The following is a 20,910-nucleotide window of genomic DNA, read 5'->3' as shown; positions in this document are numbered from 1 at the left end:
CTGTGTGCTGAAGAATTCGCTTACGAGCTTCCTGACAAATACATAAACTGGATTTACTCCAAAAGTATAGCCTAGGTTTGCAAACCCAAACAAAAAGAAAGAGGGGATTTCTCCCCTCCTTCCACTAATCTGTAAATATTATTTTACATACACTTTAACTGACTTATACAGGCCATCCATGAATACAGTGAGAGTGAATGACTTACCAGGATCTACAGTACCTGTTGAAACAGTCAAATCTCCACTATCATTAACGCTTAATGTCAGACCTGTTTCGTTGTTTGTTATAGCGAACTTAGCATCTGTAGTTTTGGTATGTCCATACTGGTCTTTTGCCTCAACTTTGAGACCATCGATTCCAGTAAAGAGGTTACCGCTAGCTAATGTTACTTCAACTGCATTAGTAACTTCGTCGCCACCTTTCTTAATTACCAAGCTTGAAGCCTTAGGTGCAGCTGAGCTATAAACAACATCTTTGGTCAATGTGTAGGTATTGGATCCTGCTTCAACCCAAACAGTGATAGTAGCATTTATATCCTTACCATCTGTGTCTACATCAGTGGTTGCTGTAAATTCACCATTTGTTTCTATCGGCAAGCCATTGTTTGCAGTAACCAGTTTAATCATATCCTGTGGTACGGCAACCTTCTTACCATCAACTAAGCCATGAATCTTAACTGTCTGTGTATAAGTGCCTGTTGTATCTCCTGTGTAGAACTTGTTAAGATCATCTATACCAAATGCAGTGATCTTTTCTTTATCTACAACAGTTACAGCTACTTCCATTTCATCCAATACGGTAGAATCTTTCATTAACTTAACTACATATACGTCAGTTCCGACTTTGTCTTCGCCCTGAGCATATACGTAACCAGATACATAGGTTGTATAAGCTGGTGTGTCTTTTGGAGTTACGATGTAAGAGTAACCGGTTGGCATAGTATCTTCAAAAGTATCACCGTATTGATCCAGCAATTCTACCTTAGAATAGAACTCAGTCTTCATAGTATCTACATCAGCCAACATTGTTACAAAGTCAGACTTCATACCTTTGATCGATGTTGGAACAGGTGCATCTACTGCAACTAACGTCAAGCTCTGGAATTTAGCAGTTGCTGTTGTTACGGTAACAATTATATTCTTGCTACCTGGATCAGGTGTTATCTCAACTGTAGTAACACCAGTAATGTAGTTTGTTTTAACTGCTAACTTGGCTCCTGTTACAGACAGCTTAGTATTTCCATTAAGCTTCAGTTCAGTTGTACTTGAAATTGTTTCACCGTCTTTAGCAGTGAAAGTGATGTCTTTCAATGCAACTTCATTTCCATAAGTGTCTATTACTGTTATTGGCAATACAGCTGCTTTACCAATCTTCAATTCAGTTTCAGGAGCTGACAGAACAACTGTATCTATCTTAGCATCTTCCAATACTGTAATAGTTGTGTTTCCAGTTTTACCTGTTCCTGATGCCACTACTGTGAGGACTACAGTACCAGCTTTTGCTGAAGATGTAGTTGCCTGCAATTCAATAACAGTAGTTCCATTATCAAGATCCTTAAATCCTTTTGGATTTATTATCTCAGTATTGGAGGAAATAATGTCTACTCCAGCCAGTTCAGCTTTTTTTAGAACATTTCCATACTGATCTTTAATTTCAACAGGTATATAGTATTTTGACAGATTGCTATTTAAATTGCTTACGTTAATCGGTTTTGCTGCCAGATCCTTATCATCAGTCTTCAGCTCACCAACAGTTACAGAGCTAACTTGTGCTGCCTGAGCGACTGTCAAGGTCTCTGTTTTAGTGGTATTAGTTGTGGAATCAACAAGCGTTACTACTATTTTTTCACCAACGGTATAAGAACCTGAAGTAACAGTCAATGTAAGTACTCCTGATGCAACGCTACCTGTTCCTTTAGAAGCAAATACAGCTGGGTTGAAACCAGGTACTTCCTCACCATACTGGTTCTTACCTACTACTCCTACTTTTACTGACTTGCTAGCATAAACATCAGAAATAACAGCAATGTCACTCCTGAATTCTATAGTTGTCAGCTTTGCAGCTTCAACTTTTGTTGTTAAAACTATAGCTTCCTCAGTCAAGCCAGCAATTTCTACTGTATAATCTCCATCTGCGAGATTAACATTGAATTCAATTACAGCAGAAGTCTTATCTTCAGAGAAAGTTATAGATTTAACTGAAGGCTTAACTGCGCCTCTCTTAACTGTAAACACAGCTTTTGAGCTGTCTACAGGCTGGTTGAAAGTAACTGTCAATTTCTTTGCACCAGTAGCAGCTACTGTTGCAGTGAGTTCACCAGGCTCTTCTTCAACAACTATCAAGCCGAGCTCAATAGCCTTTTCCTTTATAGCCTCGTTGATTTCAGCGAGGTACACTAAGAGAACATCCTCTTCTGTGCCACCTTTAACCGGAGTATAAAGGGCTTCATAGATGATGCCTATCATGTCTTCGTTAGTTACGCCTTCACCATCTACATACTCGCCAGCCATACCGAACTCTACAGCTTTTTCCAGAACTTCGCTCCATTTGAAGTCTACGTTCTGCTCATAGCCCAAGAGCTCCAGCATAACCTTGTAAAGCTGTGCAGGCTCTATAACTGCATAAGCATCAAATGTTCCATCCGGATTACCAACCCAACCCAACTCAGGGTGAGCTTTCAAGTAAGCCAGAATTCTTCTTCCAGCTGCCCATGTAACTTCATCGGCGTCTGCAAAATTTTCTTCACCGTCGAAGTCTATGGCTTCTTCGTACAATCCAAGCGCCTTGAGCAGTATTACTGCTGCCTGGATTTTTGTTGTGTCAGCTGCCAGATACTCATCATCCACTCCGTTGCCAGCGCCTTCAACTATTCCAAGGCCGGTAACAACTTCGATAGGAGAGAGTTCAGCATCTGCTGCGAATGCAGGAATCATAGATGTAGCCATAACTGCTACTACTACGAGAACTGCTAAAAACCTCTTGAGATTCCTCATGCTCTCAAATCCTCCTTGTATTTTTTTGGAAGCAGGAAAAAATATGTAGGGTAACTTGGTTACGCCTGCTTCCAGACTTCTGTAACCTTACCCCTTGGTACTACTTACTCAAGATTAGCGATAATCGCCTATCTTGAATTCAAACACATTATATCATCGGCAGTTTTGCTCGTCAACATATAGATTTTAAGTGTAAAGAAATTGTAATAGATTTGAAATAAGAGAAATTTCTTTAAGCATAAGCTGTAATAATCTTACCACAGCCTTCTTCCGTTTCCAAGATTAATATTTGCGAAGGAATGATATGGAAATAAAAATGGAAATGAGCAAAATTAAAGCCGGTATTTCACCGGCTTTAGTTCGTTAACTTAATATCTACCTGCTGCCCAAGCTCCTTTCTGCCATCTCTATAGCCTTTTTCACTATATTTCCGCAGTTTCTGGAGCTCACAGCACCCCAACCTTCGGTTGCCACTGTGTCATAGACTCCAAGTTCCTTGGCTATTTCAGTCTTCAATTTTTCAGACATCATGCTTCTCTGCCTACTCACAGTACATTCCTCCTTTTTGCAGGCATAGCCTGCTTTAAGTGTCCTGCATGTTTTTGCAGCAGGGATATTAACGACACTATTATTATTAGCATCTTTTTTAGTTTTATCGTATGAATTATTTTCAAATTAATCACATCTTAATATTACCAATAATGCGTTATGTTAATATACTGATATTGAATATTGAAATAAACAACAGACAGGTGATGTAGTTATGCCTTTTCCAGCAAGAGAATTATTCGCAAGGTTGATCAGATGCGAAGCCGAAGGGGAAGGAGAAGCAGGTATGAAGGCCGTGGCTACTGTTGTCATGAACAGGGTCCATGTGGCTGACGGTGAATACTTAAGAGTTTGTCAGGGAGACCTCCGCAAGGTTATTACCCAGCCTTACCAGTTTACTTGCATGATGCCCACTGTTTACGGCGAGGCAAATCCCCAGACAGTATGGGCAACACCTCCGGAGGAGATCCACTATCAGATTGCTGACTGGGCTCTCTCAGGAAACAAGCTTCAGGGCGTTGATGACTGTCTCTGGTATTATAACCCATACAGCCCGGTATGTGAACGAGTATTTCCGCGTAACGGTTCCGGAAGCCTCTACAACAGAATAAGACAGCATTGCTTTTACACCCCTACGGCACTTTATTATCAAACATGATGAAGGAGGATGGTAATAGTTATGTATAGTTACGATGATATGCCGCCATGTCCGGCAAACGTAAAATTCAGCCCGATGCCGTCACGTCAGAACGGAGCACAAATGCCACAGTATCAGTTCCAACCGGGCGGACTCACACCCGGAGGCATTCCTATGGCTTTGCCCACCGGTGCACCCACAGGACCTCAATTTGCGCCACCTGCAACCACAGGCGTACCCACTATAGCAGCTGACAGTGAGTTTGTCCCCCAATCGGTGCAAAGCACAATGTATCTGGCCGGATTTTTACGGACTCAGATAGGAAGAAGGGTAAGAGTTGAATTTCTTATCGGTACAAACACAATCACAGACAGAACAGGAGTTTTGGTAGGCGTTGGAGCAAGCTATATATTGCTTCGTGAAGAAGGCGAAGACAATGTAATTGTTTGCGATTTATATTCCATCAAGTTTGTAAATATATACTTCTAATATGTTGCAGGCAATAGACCAAGATACAAAACAACTCCATAGCCTATTGCCTGCAGTTTTGATATTTCTTTACTTTATTTCTGCATTTTTTCCGGTTTGGCCGGTTTTGATATTTCTGCTAAAGCTTCACCGGCTTCCATATCAAATCTCTGATCAGCAGCCAAATCCCCAAGGGATACCATACCTACAATCTGGTTGTTCTCAACCACAGGAAGCCTTCTTACCTGGTACTGGGACATAATTTTTGACGCTTCATCGACTTCCATGGATGGATTAGCCATCTTTATCTGTGTAGTCATTATTTCACTTACAGGGGTATTCTGTGGGTTTTTGCCGAGAGCTATATTGCGCACCACTATATCCCTGTCTGTTACAATACCTACAACACCATTCTGATCACATACAGGTATTGACCCTACATTATGCTTCTGCATCAGCTGTGCTGCTTCGGTCAATGTTGAACTGGGACTTATATATGCAACATTTTTAGTCATGATATCTTGTACTTTCAAAAAATCATCTCCCTTCGGAATTATTTTTCCCCGCTGAAATGAAAATAATCTTGTGAATTAAATGCAGCAATTGTTGAAATACTCATTGTATGTAATAATTTTAATTATAGAAGTGCAAATCATCGTTCATCAGGGATTGATGCAAAATGCTAAGAAAATTTAGATTTTGGGCTATATTATCAGCAGTATGCATATTGCTGGCATTTATAATGCTCTTTGCGAATTTTTGGAATCTCATTAAATATGAATTGTCTAAAAAAAGTGAATTGTCTTTAAGCTTAAGCCTTGTTAATCCCGGTATAGGCATATTGACAGCAGACCCGGAAAACAAACTGATTTTAAAGGCAGAAGTGCGAGATTCGTCTGGTATGCCCGTCCAATATGCCCGTATTTTGCTGACATCCGATAATGACTTTGGAAGCTTATATCCCGAAGATGTAAGGACAAATACTTTCGGAGAGGCTATTGTAACATACTCTCCCCCGGAATATGACAGCAAGAATTTTTCAGATGGATATGCGGAAGCCATCATAAGAGCTTCCATTGACGATACTGATATATCGGAGGCAGTAAAGGTGAAAATTACTCGTACGCCTGTAGTTATGATACATGGCTACCAATCCAACGGTGATATATTTGAAAATCTGATGGGTTATCTTAACTCCAAAGGTTATGAATGCATCCCTTTTAATTATGACTCCATAAAAGGAATCGCTCACGGTTCCGGGGAACTTAAGGATTTTTTACAGCAGCAAAAACTTGTGTATCTTTCGAAAGGCATCCAGGTCGGAAGATTTGATCTTATCGCCCACAGCATGGGAGGGCTTGTTGCTCGTTATTACACATGCAGCAGGGAATACATTAAAAACCACGATATAAAAAAAATAATATTCATTTCAGTTCCTCATAAAGGTTCTCCTATTGCTTCCCTGGGTGCCGAATATTTTGAAGGACAAGGGATTTTGGATCTAATACCTGACAATCCATTATTCACACACATCCTTCCGTCCATGATCAACAAAGGCTTAAACAATACAATACAGACTGGAAACATCATAGCTCAGTACGATGAGGTAGTGGGCATTACCAATGCATCCCTTGATGAGTGGGGCATCAAAACAGAGCTGTTTAACTTGGGTAAAAGCAACATAACAGTGGATGACATCTTAAATGGTACCTTAGTTCAAGCGCCTATCCACAAAGGCATTTTGAGCAACAAGAAGGTATTTGAGAAAATACTGTTCATGCTGGAAAATAAGCTTCCCTACCCCAAGCTGATACGAGGCTCCTAGCTGCCAGTGTTCAATTAGTCTGTCCTATCGCTATAAATCTCATAACTCTAACTCTATTATTAATAATATAGCTATCATAATAATACAGATAGTAACCGATTGTCCTGCTTTATTTTACTCATTATACGCCAGCTCTCTTTCATAATTCACAACCTATAAACCGGTGATACTATTATGCAGGAATCAAATAAGACTTTTATACCGGGAGTCAGCGAAAGCATTCTCGAATATTTGTGTAAAAAGTGGAAAAAATAATAGGATATCCACAAGACTGTGGATATCCTTGTTTATTAATCACATCCCTCTAAGCTGCTATTTTAGCTGGTTGTAGAATTATTAACATTATAAACATGCTTATTTCACAAAAATCTGTGGATAACGTGATTTTTTATCCACAGGTTATATTATCCTCATGCTGATGTCAAGAGCTTTAACAGAATGGGTTATTGCACCTACAGAAATTATGTCCACCCCTGTAAGGGCAATATTATATACCGTATCAATATTCACATTTCCGGAAGCTTCCACCAGCGCTCTTCCGTTTATCAATTCCACGGCCTGTTTCATCATGTCAAGGCTCATATTATCCAGCATTATAATATCAACCCCAGCCTCCAGTGCCTCCTGCACTTGTTCAAGGGTTTCCGTCTCCACTTCAATTTTTATGGTGTGAGGTATCCGGTTTCTTATTATTTCTACAGCTTTTTTAATGCCACCGGCAGCCTTTATATGATTGTCTTTTATCAGAACTCCGTCGGAAAGGCAAAATCTATGGTTTTGTCCGCCGCCAGCCCTTACCGCATACTTTTCTAAAAACCTCATGCCCGGCGTTGTTTTTCTCGTATCAACGATCTTAGCCGGCAGATCTTTTATCTTCTCACACAATTCATTGGTTTTGGTTGCCACTCCGGATAATCTCTGAATCAGATTAAGGGCAGTTCTTTCACCTTTTAGCAATGCCCTGGTGTTTCCCCTTATTTCTGCTATTACGTCCCCCCGATCTACCAAGGTTCCGTCATCAACTCTTTTTAAAAACACAACCTTTTCATCCAATATTTCAAAAACCCTCTTTGCTACATCCAGCCCTGCAATGATGCCTCTTTCCTTGGCGATAAGCCTTGCTTCGGAGGTTGAATTGATATCTATCAGATTATCGGTAGTGATATCCCCCATAGGCATATCCTCTTTTAGAGAGTTTATTATAAGGTCATCTATGTAAAATTTATCTATGTGCATCAGCAACACCCCTCTAAGAAATTTCTTTAATTATTATATCCGTCATAAATGTTTGCTTATATTTCTAATTTTTTTATTATATTTCTTTTCCAGTTTACATCATCCGTTTTGTTGAAATCCGTCCTATAGTGGGCTCCCCTGCTCTCTTCCCGTTCCAGGGCCGACTCTATAATAAGCGTAGCCAAAAGTACGATATTCTGCATTTCGTAATCCCTTAAGGTGCTATTTTTCATATTCTTAATGAGGTCAAAATAATTTCCTACCTCCTGTTTTGCCAGCAGAAGGCCTTCCCTGTTCCTAACTATGCCTACATGCTCCGTCATGATCTTCTGTATATGCCGGATCACCTCATCGGCATTCACTGTAGCTTCTGAACGGTTGGCTGAATACTTTATGGAGATGTCAAATTTCCGTTTGCCGCTATCTTTCAGAATCTTGCTTACTTCCTGGCCGATCTTCCTGCCAAAAACCAGCCCTTCCAGCAGGGAGTTGCTGGCCAGCCTGTTTGCTCCGTGTATCCCTGTGCATGCAGTTTCGCCACAGGCATAAAAACCTTCAATTCCTGTCCTTCCAAAGGCATCAGTACGGATTCCCCCCATGCAGTAGTGTTCAGCCGGAGCCACAGGTATATAGTCCTTTGCCATATCTATTCCATAGCTAAGACATGTCTTATATATGTTGGGAAACCGGTTTTCCAAATACTCCTTATCTTTAAAGGTGATATCCAGAAATACATTGGTAGCTCCTGTCTTCTTCATTTCTTGAAAAATTGCCCTTGATACCACATCTCTGGGTGCAAGCTCACATAATTCATGATACTCGGGCATAAACCTCTTTCCGTGTATGTTCCTCAGGATAGCTCCCTCTCCCCGCACAGCTTCGGATATGAGAAAGCTCTTATTTAAAGGATGGTACAGCACAGTGGGATGGAATTGTATGAACTCCAGATCCATCAACCGGGCACCGGCCCTGTATGCAAGACAGATTCCATCACCGGTGGCAACCTCCGGATTGGTAGTTCTGGAATATAGCTGACCAAAACCACCAGTCGCACATATCACCACATTTGATAAATAAAGCTTTTTTGAAGCAGTATCTTCATCATAGGCAAGTATACCCTTGCATTTGTTATCCTCAGTGATGAGGTCTATAGCAAAAGTTCTCTCTTTTATTTTGATATTGTTTCTTGTTCTTACAACCGATATGAGCTTGTCACATACCTCTTTCCCCGTAGTGTCCCCAGCATGGATGATGCGGTTTTTGCTGTGGGCGGCTTCCCTGCCAAAGGCCAGCTCTCCCTGCTTTTTTCTGTCGAAGTTTACACCGTACTCCAGCAATTTTTCAATATTATCAGCAGCTTCATTAACAAGCACCCATACGCTCTCTTCATCGCACAATCCGGCACCGGCATAAAGGGTATCCTTGAAATGTAGCTCGGGAGAATCCTCCTTGTCCAGGGATACCGCTATTCCTCCCTGCGCAAGCACGGAATTGCTTATCTCTATCGTTTCCTTGGTAAGTATGGCTATATCATATTCCTCAGGTATTTCAAGGGCCGTGTAAACACCGGCAATACCGCTGCCTATTACCAACACATCATGATATTCTTTTTCTATCTCGTCAGAATTAAAATCAGCTATATATCTATTCAAAAGAAGACCTTCCTTCATATATTCTGCCAAATATTATCTACCCAAGCTCCAGCATTCTGTCCAGCGCCCTTCTTGCTTTGGCACTGATCTGTGGATCGACATTGATCTCATATTTCATTTCATTTAATGCATTATATACGCTTTCCAAGGATGTTTTTTTCATATTGGGGCAAATCAAGCCTGGAGACAGTAAATAAAATGTCTTGCCCGGATTATCCTTTTTCAGCTTATACAAGACTCCCATCTCCGTACCTATGATAAATTTCTGATGAGGGGAGCTGTTGGCATAATCTATTATCTGCTTAGTGCTTCCGACAAAATCAGCCATTTCAACTACTTCAGGCCGACACTCCGGATGAACCAGCACCAAGGCATCGGGATGCATTTCCCTGATTTTAATGACCTCATCCTTTTTGATCCTATGGTGGGTAGCACAGAAACCTTTCCACAGGATGAAGTTCTTCTCCTGAAGCTTAGCTGCTATATAGCTTCCCAAATTCTGGTCGGGAACGAAAAGTATGTCTTTTTCCTTTAGCGACCCCACAACCTTCAAAGCATTTGATGATGTGCAGCATACATCACATTCGGCTTTTACCTCAGCCGAAGAGTTAATATAGCAGACGACAGCCGCATCCTTATATTTTTCCTTTTCCCTTCGCAAAGCATCTGCCGTAACCATATCGGCCATAGGACATCCTGCATCCTTTTCAGGAAGAAGAACCGTTTTTTCCGGTGATAAGATCTTTGCACTTTCAGCCATGAAGTGCACTCCGCAAAACACAATAACATCCGCATTGCCGGATGCACAGTACTTGCTTAAAGCAAAGGAATCTCCAACGATATCGGCAACTTCCTGTACATCATCTACCTGATAGTTATGTGCAACTATTACCGCATTCCTTTCCTTTTTTAATGCTTGAATTTTTTCAATTAACTCCCTTTTATCCATTTTTCCATATACCTTTCCGACAATTTTACTTTATTGCTATATCACTAGTATGAATCTTATGCTTTAAATTATTAGAAAGCGTGACTCCCAATAGCAGCTGACATTATAAACCTCCGTCAAGCAAGCCCTGTTTGTACGGTATTTTAGATCCGTTGTTGACAGGCAACTAATCATCAGCAAATTTATTTTGAGATATCTTATTTACATCTTAAATTAATCTCAGCAATTTTTCTTTGATATAAGTCACATATATTTGTAAAGATGCAGCCACACTGAAAATTACCACTTTGCTCTTTTTTGGTAAGCCATGTTAACATTTTCACGAGTGGCTGATATCCTTCTATATGCTTTATAATTTTAATACTATGATGCTGTTTTGTAAAGAAATTGTTAGGAAAGAGTAAATTCTCCGAACAGTGTTTTTTAGAACGGTGATTTTAACGGGAAAATACTTTTATATTATCCATGCCTTTGCTGATTTTGCTAAAAAGCCGATATCCTATCGGACTTATGGCAAACAGCTCCTGAAGAACTCCAAAAGATGCAGCTATAATGTATTGCTGGTATTTTCCGATTTCCAGATGCAAGGTTAAAAAAGCCAGCAATAACCAAACTACCATATAAATAATGGAAGACCGTTTAAACTTCTTGATTTCTTCCGGTTTCGTTATAGGTCTGTTGGGAGTATCTGATGGCGCCCATTTTATAAGAACCGGGATGCTGATTGCAAAAACCACGGCTATCAGAACGATCAGGCTCCACTCTGTCCAATATGGATATGTATATCTCGCTATTAACGCTGCCGAGATAAATAAAGTCATGGAAAGTACTATGCATTTTGAATAAGTGTCCATGTGATATCCGCCCGCTGCCTTCCTTAGAAGCCCAAATGCAGCAGCTACAATGAGGGCAGGTATTAATGCCCCGAACAGGAAAGAGATCGATACGAGGAAAAACCCTTTAACTATAGCGCCGATCACAACCTGAAAACCATAATAGTATATTCTTCTCTTTTCATGATTTTCGTTAAGCTGTGTGGAGAGATATTTTGCGCAGGCATAGGAGCATGATTGTATGAATCTCATTTGATCATTCCCTCCCTGGGTTCAATTTTTATCCACAAAAATTTTCTTAATTTGTAAGATTATTAACTAGTATTATACACTATTCTGTTATATTTGGGTATAAAAAAGTTGTCTTTGCCATATCGTCATAAAGTAAAGATAAATGCCAAGCTTAAACTCCCATTTTATAGCATCCTGCATGTTGGAATTAAAAAGAATCAGTCGGATTAATGGCTATGTTTCAGCCGAAAACTGAGTCAATGGACACTTACTCAAGTAGCAATCAGGGCAAAAAGAAATGTTACAAAAATTATTTCACAAATACAACAAAACCCTGAGGTGAATAACCTCAGGGTTCTGATATAAATCTGGCAGCGACCTACTTTCCCAGGACGTCTCCGTCCAAGTATCATCGGCACTGAGAAGCTTAACTGCCGTGTTCGGAATGGGTACGGGTGTTTCCTTCTCGTTATTGCCACCAGATATCTAAAATTGTGATATGCTTCGTATTGCTGCGTCAGCCTTCCTGCCTCCGGTACTCATTTATCTTTCATAAATTCCGTTCCTCAGCAGTCGGCTTCCTTGCACTACTTGCATCTAACAATTTTATAAACTTTGTGCAATTTCTTGCACTCTCAAAACTATATAATGTAAGCTTTCTTCGAAGACTTGTCTTCACTTTCAGACTATTAAAAGACCTTCTTTTCTTGGTCAAGCCCTCGACCTATTAGTACCGGTCAGCTTCGTACATTACTGCACTTCCACATCCGGCCTATCTACCATGTAGTCTTCATGGGGTCTTACTTCTTTCGAATGGGATATCTCATCTTGGGGTGGGTTTCACGCTTAGATGCCTTCAGCGTTTATCCCTGCCGAACTTGGCTACCCAGCTCTGCACTTGGCAATGCAACTGGTGCACCAGAGGTTCGTCCATCCCGGTCCTCTCGTACTAAGGACAGATCCCCTCAAATATCCTGCGCCCGCGACAGATAGGGACCGAACTGTCTCACGACGTTCTGAACCCAGCTCGCGTACCGCTTTAATTGGCGAACAGCCAAACCCTTGGAACCTGCTACAGCTCCAGGATGCGATGAGCCGACATCGAGGTGCCAAACCTCCCCGTCGATGTGGACTCTTGGGGGAGATAAGCCTGTTATCCCCAGGGTAGCTTTTATCCGTTGAGCGATGGCAATTCCACTTTCATACCACCGGATCACTAAGCCCTACTTTCGTACCTGCTCGAGGTGTCTCTCTCACAGTCAGGCTACCTTATGCCTTTGCACTCGTTGCGCGGTTTCCAACCGCGCTGAGGTAACCTTTGGACGCCTCCGTTACCTTTTGGGAGGCGACCGCCCCAGTCAAACTGCCCACCTGACAGTGTCCCAAGTCCAGCTTATGGACTCTGGTTAGAGTTCCAGTACTCTTAGAGTGGTATTCCAACGTCGGCTCCATAGCGGCTGGCGCCGCTACTTCTCTGCCTCCCACCTATCCTATACAAAGAATACCGAAACCCAGTATCAGGCTACAGTAAAGCTCCATGGGGTCTTTCCGTCTAGTCGCGGGTAACTTGCATCTTCACAAGTACTACAATTTCACCGGGTGCGTTGTCGAGACAGTGCCCAAATCATTACGCCATTCGTGCGGGTCAGAACTTACCTGACAAGGAATTTCGCTACCTTAGGACCGTTATAGTTACGGCCGCCGTTTACTGGGGCTTAAGTTCATGCCTTCGCTTGCGCTAAGCATTCCCCGTAACCTTCCAGCACCGGGCAGGCGTCAGCCCCTATACGTCATCTTTCGATTTAGCAGAGACCTGTGTTTTTGATAAACAGTTGCTTGGGCCTTTTCACTGCGGCCTGTATTCCTACAGGCACCCCTTCTCGCGAACTTACGGGGTCAATTTGCCGAGTTCCTTAACAACGCTTCTCCCGCTCGTCTTAGGATTCTCTCCTCACCTACCTGTGTCGGTTTGCGGTACGGGTACCTTCTCTCTCGATAGTGGCTTTTCTCGTCAGTGTGGAATCGGCTACTTCGGTACTCTATTTTCCCTCCCCATCAGGCCTTCGAAACGTCCGGCGGATTTGCCTACCGGACTATCTACCTCCCTTGGACGAGCTTTTCCAGTTACTCGCTTAGCCTATCCTCCTGCGTCCCCACCTCTCTCAAACAAGAGACGGTAGTACAGGAATTTCAACCTGTTGTCCATCGCCTACGCCTTTCGGCCTCGGCTTAGGTCCCGACTTACCCTGGGCGGACGAGCCTTCCCCAGGAAACCTTAGGTTTTCGACGGTAAAGATTCTCACTTTACTCTCGCTACTTATTCCGGCATTCTCACTACTGTTTCGTCCACACGTCCTCACGATCGTGCTTCGGCCTACGACAGTAAGCTCCCCTACCACCCATTTCTGAGTCCATAGCTTCGGTACACAGTTTAGCCCCGGTAATTTTCGGCGCAGGCTCACTCGACTAGTGAGCTATTACGCACTCTTTGAATGAATGGCTGCTTCTAAGCCAACATCCTAGTTGTCTTAGCAAACCCACATCCTTTTCCACTTAACTGTGATTTTGGGACCTTAGCTGATGGTCTGGGCTGTTTCCCTTTTGACTACGAAACTTATCTCCCGTAGTCTGACTCCCTAACATCGTCTATACGGCATTCTGAGTTTGATAGGGTTCGGTAACCTGGTAAGGCCCCTAGCCCATTCAGTGCTTTACCTCCGCTAGACTTTCATTAGAGGCTAGCCCTAAAGCTATTTCGGGGAGAACCAGCTATCTCCGAGTTCGATTGGAATTTCTCCGCTATCCACAGCTCATCCCAGACCTTTTCAACGGTCACGTGGTTCGGTCCTCCACGGGATTTTACTCCCGCTTCAACCTGTCCATGGATAGGTCACCCGGTTTCGGGTCTATGGCATGTGACTTTGTCGCCCTGTTAAGACTCGGTTTCCCTTCGGCTCCGTACCTCTAGTACTTAACCTTGCCACATACTATAACTCGCCGGACCGTTCTACAAAAAGTACGCTGTCGAGCCTTAACGCTCTCCAACTGCTTGTAAACATAGGGTTTCAGGTTCTCTTTCACTCCCCTCCCGGGGTTCTTTTCACCTTTCCCTCACGGTACTGCTCCACTATCGGTCACCAGTTAGTATTTAGCCTTGGAAGGTGGTCCTCCCTGCTTCCCACCAGGTTTCACGTGCCTTGTGGTACTCTGGATCCCGGCCTGTCTTCATATCTTTCGCATACGGGACTTTTACCCTCTATGGTCTGCACGTTCCAGTGCCTCATTCTGCTAGATACTCCGAATCATTCCGCCGGTCCTCAACCCCGGGCTACATTGCTGTACCCCGGTTTGGGCTAATCCGCTTTCGCTCGCCACTACTTACGGAATCACTTTTGTTTTCTTTTCCTGTAGGTACTTAGATGTTTCAGTTCCCTACGTCTCCCCCATGTATGCTATGTATTCACATACATGTACCTGGGCATTTACCCCAGGTGGGTTCCCCCATTCGGACATCTGCGGGTCAATGGCTATTTGCGCCTCTCCGCAGCTTTTCGCAGCTTATCACGTCCTTCATCGGCTTCTGGTGCCAAGGCATTCACCCTATGCTCTTAATAGCTTGACCTTCTTAGATACGATCTCTCGATATCTTTCGGTTCTCTTCAAGTGATTGTCTTTTAACCATCTTGTGAAGACTTCCTAAGAGTCACGCATACCTTTCGATACTTGTTACCCTTATTTTTTCTTGTCTTCTCATCTTCTGAAAACTGCTATAACCTTCGCATTACTGCTCGGTTCTAACAATTTTCAACTTACATTATATAGTTTTCAAAGTGCAAGTTCTTCGGCTGACTTCTGACTTTTTAAGTCTTCATCAACCGGGATTTATTATTATACATGGTTGGCATATCAATGTCAACCAGTACTTTTTTCCTTCTCTCCTAACTCTTATTGAGCTATTCAAGAAAGTGGTGGGCTCAAATGGAATCGAACCATCGACCTCACGCTTATCAGGCGTGCGCTCTAACCATCTGAGCTATGAGCCCATATTATTATATCCAATTTTCTCTGACGGCTTATTAACCATCAGGGACTTCTTATTATACATGATTGACGCTTAAATGTCAACCAGTACTTTTTCTTTTTTCAAAACCTCATTGGGCTTTGAAAACTAAACAGTGTAGACAAGGAACTCTTTAACCGGTAACATTTCTGTTATCCGGTATCGACCAGAAGATTCGTCCTCACCTGATGCTATCCATCAGATTCGGACCGTTCTCCTTAGAAAGGAGGTGATCCAGCCGCACCTTCCGATACGGCTACCTTGTTACGACTTCACCCCAATCATCGGCCCCACCTTCGGCAGCGCCCTCCTTGCGGTTAAGCTACTGACTTCGGGTGTTGCTGACTCTCATGGTGTGACGGGCGGTGTGTACAAGGCCCGGGAACGTATTCACGGCAGTATGCTGACCTGCCATTACTAGCAATTCCGACTTCATGTGGGCGGGTTGCAGCCCACAATCCGAACTGGGACTACTTTTGGGGATTTGCTCCGCCTTACGGCTTCGCTTCCCTTTGTTGTAGCCATTGTAGTACGTGTGTAGCCCAGGACATAAGGGGCATGATGATTTGACGTCGTCCCCACCTTCCTCCGATTTGTCACCGGCAGTCTCGTTAGAGTGGTCACCTTTACGTGTTACCAACTAACAACAAGGGTTGCGCTCGTTGCGGGACTTAACCCAACATCTCACGACACGAGCTGACGACAACCATGCACCACCTGTACAGAGGCTCCGAAGAGCTATGCCATCTCTGACATATCCCTCTGTATGTCAAGCCCTGGTAAGGTTCTTCGCGTTGCTTCGAATTAAACCACATACTCCACTGCTTGTGCGGGCCCCCGTCAATTCCTTTGAGTTTCAACCTTGCGGCCGTACTCCCCAGGTGGGATACTTATTGTGTTTACTCCGGCACAGAAGGGGTCGATACCTCCTACACCTAGTATCCATCGTTTACGGCGTGGACTACCAGGGTATCTAATCCTGTTCGCTCCCCACGCTTTCGCGCCTCAGCGTCAGTTACTGTCCAGAAAGCCGCCTTCGCCACTGGTGTTCCTCCTAATATCTACGCATTTCACCGCTACACTAGGAATTCCGCTTTCCTCTCCAGCACTCAAGAAACATAGTTTCAGATGCAGCCCCACGGTTGAGCCATGGTATTTCACATCTGACTTACATCCCCGCCTACGCGCCCTTTACACCCAGTAATTCCGGACAACGCTCGCCACCTACGTATTACCGCGGCTGCTGGCACGTAGTTAGCCGTGGCTTGTTTTTGAGGTACCGTCACTTCCTTCGTCCCTCATCAAAGAAGTTTACAATCCGAAGACCTTCATCCTTCACGCGGCGTTGCTGCGTCAGAGTTTCCTCCATTGCGCAATATTCCCCACTGCTGCCTCCCGTAGGAGTCTGGGCCGTGTCTCAGTCCCAATGTGGCCGATCAACCTCTCAGTTCGGCTACCGATCGTCGCCTTGGTGGTCCGTTACACCGCCAACTAGCTAATCGGACGCGGGCCCATCTTGCACCGGATTTCTCCTTTGATCACAGGAAGATGCCTCCCCGTGATGTTATGCGGTATTAGCACAAGTTTCCCTGTGTTATCCCCCTGTGCAAGGCAGGTTGCCCACGCGTTACTCACCCGTCCGCCGCTAAGTAGAGTCCAACACTCAGCACTCAAGTATGGCGTCTCTTATCAATACTATTTTGACTTGCTTTAGTCATAGCATTGTGTTAGGCACTTAATTTAGCGTGATGCACAAAACTTTCTTTTAAATATGTCTATCAACAAGGTAGTTTGTGCATGACGCTGGCTTAACTTTTGCCAACGCTCGAATACTCAGTGTTGAACTCTACTCCGCTCGACTTGCATGTGTTAGGCACGCCGCCAGCGTTCGTCCTGAGCCAGGATCAAACTCTCAAATAAAAGATTTCTTTTATTCAAAAGCCTTTTGGCTCTGTTTACTTACTAGCTTTTATAAGCACGTAACTCAAATTCATTTTCGAGTTCCCTTTGTCTTTACACTGTTTACTTTTCAAAGTCCAATTTTTTTGCCGCCTCACCGAAGCGGCTTGATTATTATATCATGCTGTCTTACTGGTGTCAACAACTTTTTGAAAGTTTATTCTTCCAAATTCATGTTGTTTTTTTGATCAGCGACAGCTTTATTAATATATCATCAATATCCAACTTCATCAACCTGATTTTTCTCTTTTTATTTTTCATTGAGCAAAAATACATTCATCTTTCTGATATATACTTTGCTGTTTTGACATATATTAAGTAATGCTTGATTTTTATATCATATTTCTATGCAAATACCTAAAGATAATTTATGGATTTACGAGGTGAGTTTATGGAGCAAAAGCGTGAAAACAGAAGCCTTTCAGAAAGGCTATATAATGTAAATGTCCTTCCCGACGGCAATCTTAAAAGTGTTGAAGAAATTGCTGTTGTTTTAAAAAGGCTGGAGCACCCGTCGGATTACATGGAGCCGATGGATGAGAATCAGTATGGTATAGATGCAACCGATGAAAATTCTAATAGCGATGGAAGTACCTAGCAGACTTGCATCCCTTGGGGATCGGCAGAGTAATGGAATCTGCTGTCGATATGGTCACTGACTGAATCTTATGTCAATTTATCTTGTGACTGACTTGCGGCCAAAGAGAAAGAAAACTATTGACTTTTTAGACATATCCGATTAATTTAAAATGCTTTATTAATATCCTACCTTGTCAAAAAATATAAAGGAGAGCTCCCTGTGAACTCTCCTTTATATTTTTCAAGATTTATCAGTTTTAAATATCCTATTCTTCATTATCATCTTCAGAATCGGTTTCCGGAACTATTTTGGCTATACAAGCCACGTTGTTTCCTTCACCAACCCTCATCAGTGTTACCCCCTGGGTTGCCCTTCCCAGAACACTTATATCATCCACATTCATTCTAATTATTGTGCCGTCTTGACTTATTAGCATTATGTCATCGTTGTCATCCACAAGCTTCATGCCGACCACTTTGCCGGTTTTTTCAGTCACCCTGTATGTCAATATTCCTTTGCCGCCCCTCGACTGAACCTTATATTCTTCCAGCTCCGTCCTCTTTCCGAAGCCTTTTTCGGTAACAACCAGCAAATAGGGGTCGTTGCAGCAAACCTCCATACCGATAACACTATCGTCGTCCTCAAGCTTTACGCCAATCACACCCTGAGCCACTCTGCCTACCGGGCGGACATCATTCTCATTGAATCTTATGGACATACCGTTTCTTGTGACGAGTATTATATCCTTATCCCCATCTGTCAGCTTTACATCTATAAGCTCATCATTTTCTCTCAGGGCAACGCCGGTAAGTCCTCCTTTTCTTATATTGTCATATTCCATCAATTTGGTCTTCTTTATCAGACCATGCTTGGTGGCCATTATCAGGTAGCTGTCCTCTTTATATTCGGCAACAGGAATCACTGTCGTTACCTTTTCATCGGCGTCCAGCTGGAGCAGGTTCACTATTGCAGTTCCCTTTGCCTGGCGGCTGCCTTCAGGTATTTCGTAAGCCTTAAGCCTGTGCACTTTCCCCTTGTTGGTAAAGAACAGCAGGAAATGATGGGTTGATGCCGTAAACAGGTTTTCAACAAAATCCTCTTCCCTGGTGCTAAGCCCAATGATTCCCTTTCCGCCTCTTTTTTGACTTTTATAAGTGTCGGCCGGCATTCTTTTGATATACCCGAAGTGCGTCAGGGTTATCGCGCTTTCTTCCTCCTGAATAAGATCTTCAATATCTATTTCATCCTCATCGGCAATTATCTTGGTTCTTCTTTCATCGGCATACTTTTCCTTTATGACCGTGAGTTCATCTTTTATTATTTTCAGAACCATAGATTCGTTTGCCAGAACATCCTTGAAGTACTTAATCCTCTCCAGAAGCTCTCTGTACTCATTTTCGATTTTTTCCCTTTCTAATCCTGTAAGCCTTCCCAGCCTCATGTCAACAATAGCCTGGGATTGCTTTTCGCTTAACCCGAAACTATCCATAAGCCCCTGTTTTGCGTCGGCTTCGGTTTTTGAATTTCTGATTATCTTTATCACCTCATCCAGGTGATCCAAAGCTATTTTCAACCCTTCTAAAATGTGGGCTCTGGCTTCCGCTTTGTCCAGGTCAAACTTAGTTCTTCTTATTATTACATCTTCCTGATGTTTTATATAATAATCAATTGCCTGTCTGAGATTGACTATTCTTGGCTCATATTTTTTATCTTCCGTCTCAACAATAGCCAGCATATTTACGCTGAAAGTATCCTGCATCTGAGTATTTTTATAAAGCAGGTTAAGCACTACATTGGCATTTGCATCCTTCTTCAGATCTATGACAATTCTTACGGGTTCTTCCCTGCCCGATTCATCCCTCAGGTCTGCAATTCCTTCAATTCTTTTTTCTTTTACCAGCTCTGCGATTTTTTCTATCAATCTCGCCTTGTTTACCTGATAGGGCAATTCCGTGACAATGATCCTCTGTTTCGTGCTGGATACCTGCTCTATCACGGTTTCCGCCCTCAGCGTAATTCTTCCCTTTCCGGTCCTATAGGCTTCCCTTATACCCTGCCTGCCTACGATAATACCGGCTGTTGGAAAATCCGGACCCTTTATGGTCTTCATTAATTCATCCAAGCTTATATCCGGATTGTCTATAATTTTGATTATACCATCTATAACTTCTCCAAGATTGTGCGGAGGTATATTTGTAGCCATACCTACAGCAATACCGGATGATCCATTCACTAAAAGGTTTGGAAATCTTGAAGGGAGAACCACAGGCTCCATTTCATGCTCATCAAAATTTGGTTTGAAATCAACGGTGTCTTTGTTTATGTCCGTCAGCATCTCCATGGCCATTTTAGATAATCTGGCTTCAGTATACCTCATAGCTGCCGCAGGGTCGCCGTCCCTCGAACCGAAATTTCCGTGCCCGTCTATAAGTATATGCCGCAATGAAAAATCCTGAGCCATGCGAACCAAACTGTCATATACCGCAGCATCACCATGGGGGTGAAATTTACCCAGAACTTCACCAACAGTTGTCGCACACTTTCTATATGCTTTATCCGGAGTGAAACCCAGCTCATACATCGCATATAAAATTCTTCTGTGAACCGGTTTTAGTCCATCCCTTATGTCAGGTAAAGCTCTTTCGATTATAACGCTCATGGCATACTGCATAAAGGACTTTTTCATTTCCGATTCAATATTTACAGGTATTATCTTTTGCTCCCTAATTTCATTTGTATTATCTGCCATTAAAAGAACTCCTTTTCTAAACTACTTTCGGTCATTTTTTTGGTACATGCTGACACATTATATATTTTAATAAAGTTTTTTGAACCTGTCCACTGATTTTACCATATAATACCATAAAGGCCGCTATATGTATGCAAATGCTGTCTTATTTATTTTATCCAATTTTAGCTACTGCAACACTAAAAGTT

12 protein-coding genes, 1 tRNA gene and 3 rRNA genes are annotated in these 20,910 nt (G+C 42.7%); 4 read left to right on the top strand and 12 right to left on the bottom strand.

What is annotated here, in order from left to right; all coding sequences use genetic code 11:
- Window positions 1-138 precede the first annotated feature (138 nt).
- On the bottom strand, window positions 139-2,994 hold the full coding sequence (locus tag CDO33_RS19995; protein WP_103082671.1) for a hypothetical protein: 2,856 nt from the start codon (window positions 2,992-2,994) through the stop codon (window positions 139-141).
- A 375-nt stretch (window positions 2,995-3,369) separates the two neighbouring features.
- Window positions 3,370-3,543 carry a small, acid-soluble spore protein, alpha/beta type gene (locus CDO33_RS19990; RefSeq protein ID WP_103082670.1) on the bottom strand — a complete coding sequence of 58 codons (174 nt, stop codon included), beginning with the start codon at window positions 3,541-3,543 and terminating at the stop codon, window positions 3,370-3,372.
- 214 nt (window positions 3,544-3,757) lie between these two features.
- Between CDO33_RS19990 and CDO33_RS19985 the strand changes: the two genes are divergently transcribed.
- Both CDO33_RS19985 and CDO33_RS19980 read left to right on the top strand, forming a co-directional pair.
- Window positions 3,758-4,201: a cell wall hydrolase gene (locus tag CDO33_RS19985; protein ID WP_103082669.1), complete on the top strand. Its 444-nt coding sequence runs from the start codon at window positions 3,758-3,760 to the stop codon at window positions 4,199-4,201.
- A gap of 21 nt (window positions 4,202-4,222) precedes the next feature.
- Window positions 4,223-4,669, top strand: a complete 447-nt coding sequence (locus CDO33_RS19980; RefSeq protein WP_103082668.1) for a hypothetical protein — start codon at window positions 4,223-4,225, stop codon at window positions 4,667-4,669.
- Window positions 4,670-4,743: 74 nt separating this feature from the next.
- Here the strand turns inward: CDO33_RS19980 and CDO33_RS19975 are convergent, their stop codons facing one another.
- Complete coding sequence (locus tag CDO33_RS19975) at window positions 4,744-5,181, bottom strand: CBS domain-containing protein (RefSeq protein ID WP_103082667.1); 438 nt, start codon at window positions 5,179-5,181, stop codon at window positions 4,744-4,746.
- A 248-nt stretch (window positions 5,182-5,429) separates the two neighbouring features.
- Between CDO33_RS19975 and CDO33_RS19970 the strand changes: the two genes are divergently transcribed.
- On the top strand, window positions 5,430-6,473 hold the full coding sequence (locus tag CDO33_RS19970) for a lipase family alpha/beta hydrolase (protein WP_161496732.1): 1,044 nt from the start codon (window positions 5,430-5,432) through the stop codon (window positions 6,471-6,473).
- A 399-nt stretch (window positions 6,474-6,872) separates the two neighbouring features.
- On the opposite strand, the gene nadC is transcribed toward CDO33_RS19970, so the two are convergent.
- From nadC to CDO33_RS19930, 8 genes are all read right to left on the bottom strand, one after another.
- Window positions 6,873-7,709: a carboxylating nicotinate-nucleotide diphosphorylase gene (gene nadC, locus CDO33_RS19965; protein WP_103082665.1), complete on the bottom strand. Its 837-nt coding sequence runs from the start codon at window positions 7,707-7,709 to the stop codon at window positions 6,873-6,875.
- A 56-nt stretch (window positions 7,710-7,765) separates the two neighbouring features.
- On the bottom strand, window positions 7,766-9,361 hold the full coding sequence (gene nadB, locus CDO33_RS19960) for an L-aspartate oxidase (protein WP_422678812.1): 1,596 nt from the start codon (window positions 9,359-9,361) through the stop codon (window positions 7,766-7,768).
- Window positions 9,362-9,398: 37 nt separating this feature from the next.
- Window positions 9,399-10,310, bottom strand: a complete 912-nt coding sequence (nadA, locus tag CDO33_RS19955) for a quinolinate synthase NadA (RefSeq protein ID WP_103082664.1) — start codon at window positions 10,308-10,310, stop codon at window positions 9,399-9,401.
- 437 nt (window positions 10,311-10,747) lie between these two features.
- Window positions 10,748-11,395, bottom strand: coding sequence for an accessory gene regulator ArgB-like protein (locus tag CDO33_RS19950; RefSeq protein WP_103082663.1), 648 nt, complete (start codon window positions 11,393-11,395; stop codon window positions 10,748-10,750).
- 345 nt (window positions 11,396-11,740) lie between these two features.
- A 5S ribosomal RNA gene (gene rrf / locus CDO33_RS19945) occupies window positions 11,741-11,857 on the bottom strand.
- Between the two features lie 224 nt (window positions 11,858-12,081).
- A 23S ribosomal RNA gene (locus tag CDO33_RS19940) occupies window positions 12,082-14,996 on the bottom strand.
- 344 nt (window positions 14,997-15,340) lie between these two features.
- A tRNA-Ile gene (locus CDO33_RS19935) sits at window positions 15,341-15,417 on the bottom strand.
- A gap of 239 nt (window positions 15,418-15,656) precedes the next feature.
- Window positions 15,657-17,354, bottom strand: a 16S ribosomal RNA gene (locus tag CDO33_RS19930).
- Together the 16S, 23S and 5S rRNA genes with 1 tRNA gene alongside form the textbook arrangement of a ribosomal RNA operon.
- A 409-nt stretch (window positions 17,355-17,763) precedes the next feature.
- Here CDO33_RS19930 and CDO33_RS19925 point away from each other — a divergent pair.
- Window positions 17,764-17,991, top strand: coding sequence for a hypothetical protein (locus tag CDO33_RS19925; protein ID WP_151898668.1), 228 nt, complete (start codon window positions 17,764-17,766; stop codon window positions 17,989-17,991).
- Window positions 17,992-18,238: 247 nt separating this feature from the next.
- On the opposite strand, the gene gyrA is transcribed toward CDO33_RS19925, so the two are convergent.
- Complete coding sequence (gene gyrA, locus CDO33_RS19920) at window positions 18,239-20,722, bottom strand: DNA gyrase subunit A (protein WP_103082997.1); 2,484 nt, start codon at window positions 20,720-20,722, stop codon at window positions 18,239-18,241.
- Window positions 20,723-20,910: the final 188 nt, after the last annotated feature.

This window comes from Clostridium thermosuccinogenes (assembly GCF_002896855.1).
Classification (GTDB): Bacteria; Bacillota; Clostridia; order Acetivibrionales; family DSM-5807; genus Pseudoclostridium; species Pseudoclostridium thermosuccinogenes.
This window is presented reverse-complemented; position numbering and strand designations above follow the sequence as displayed.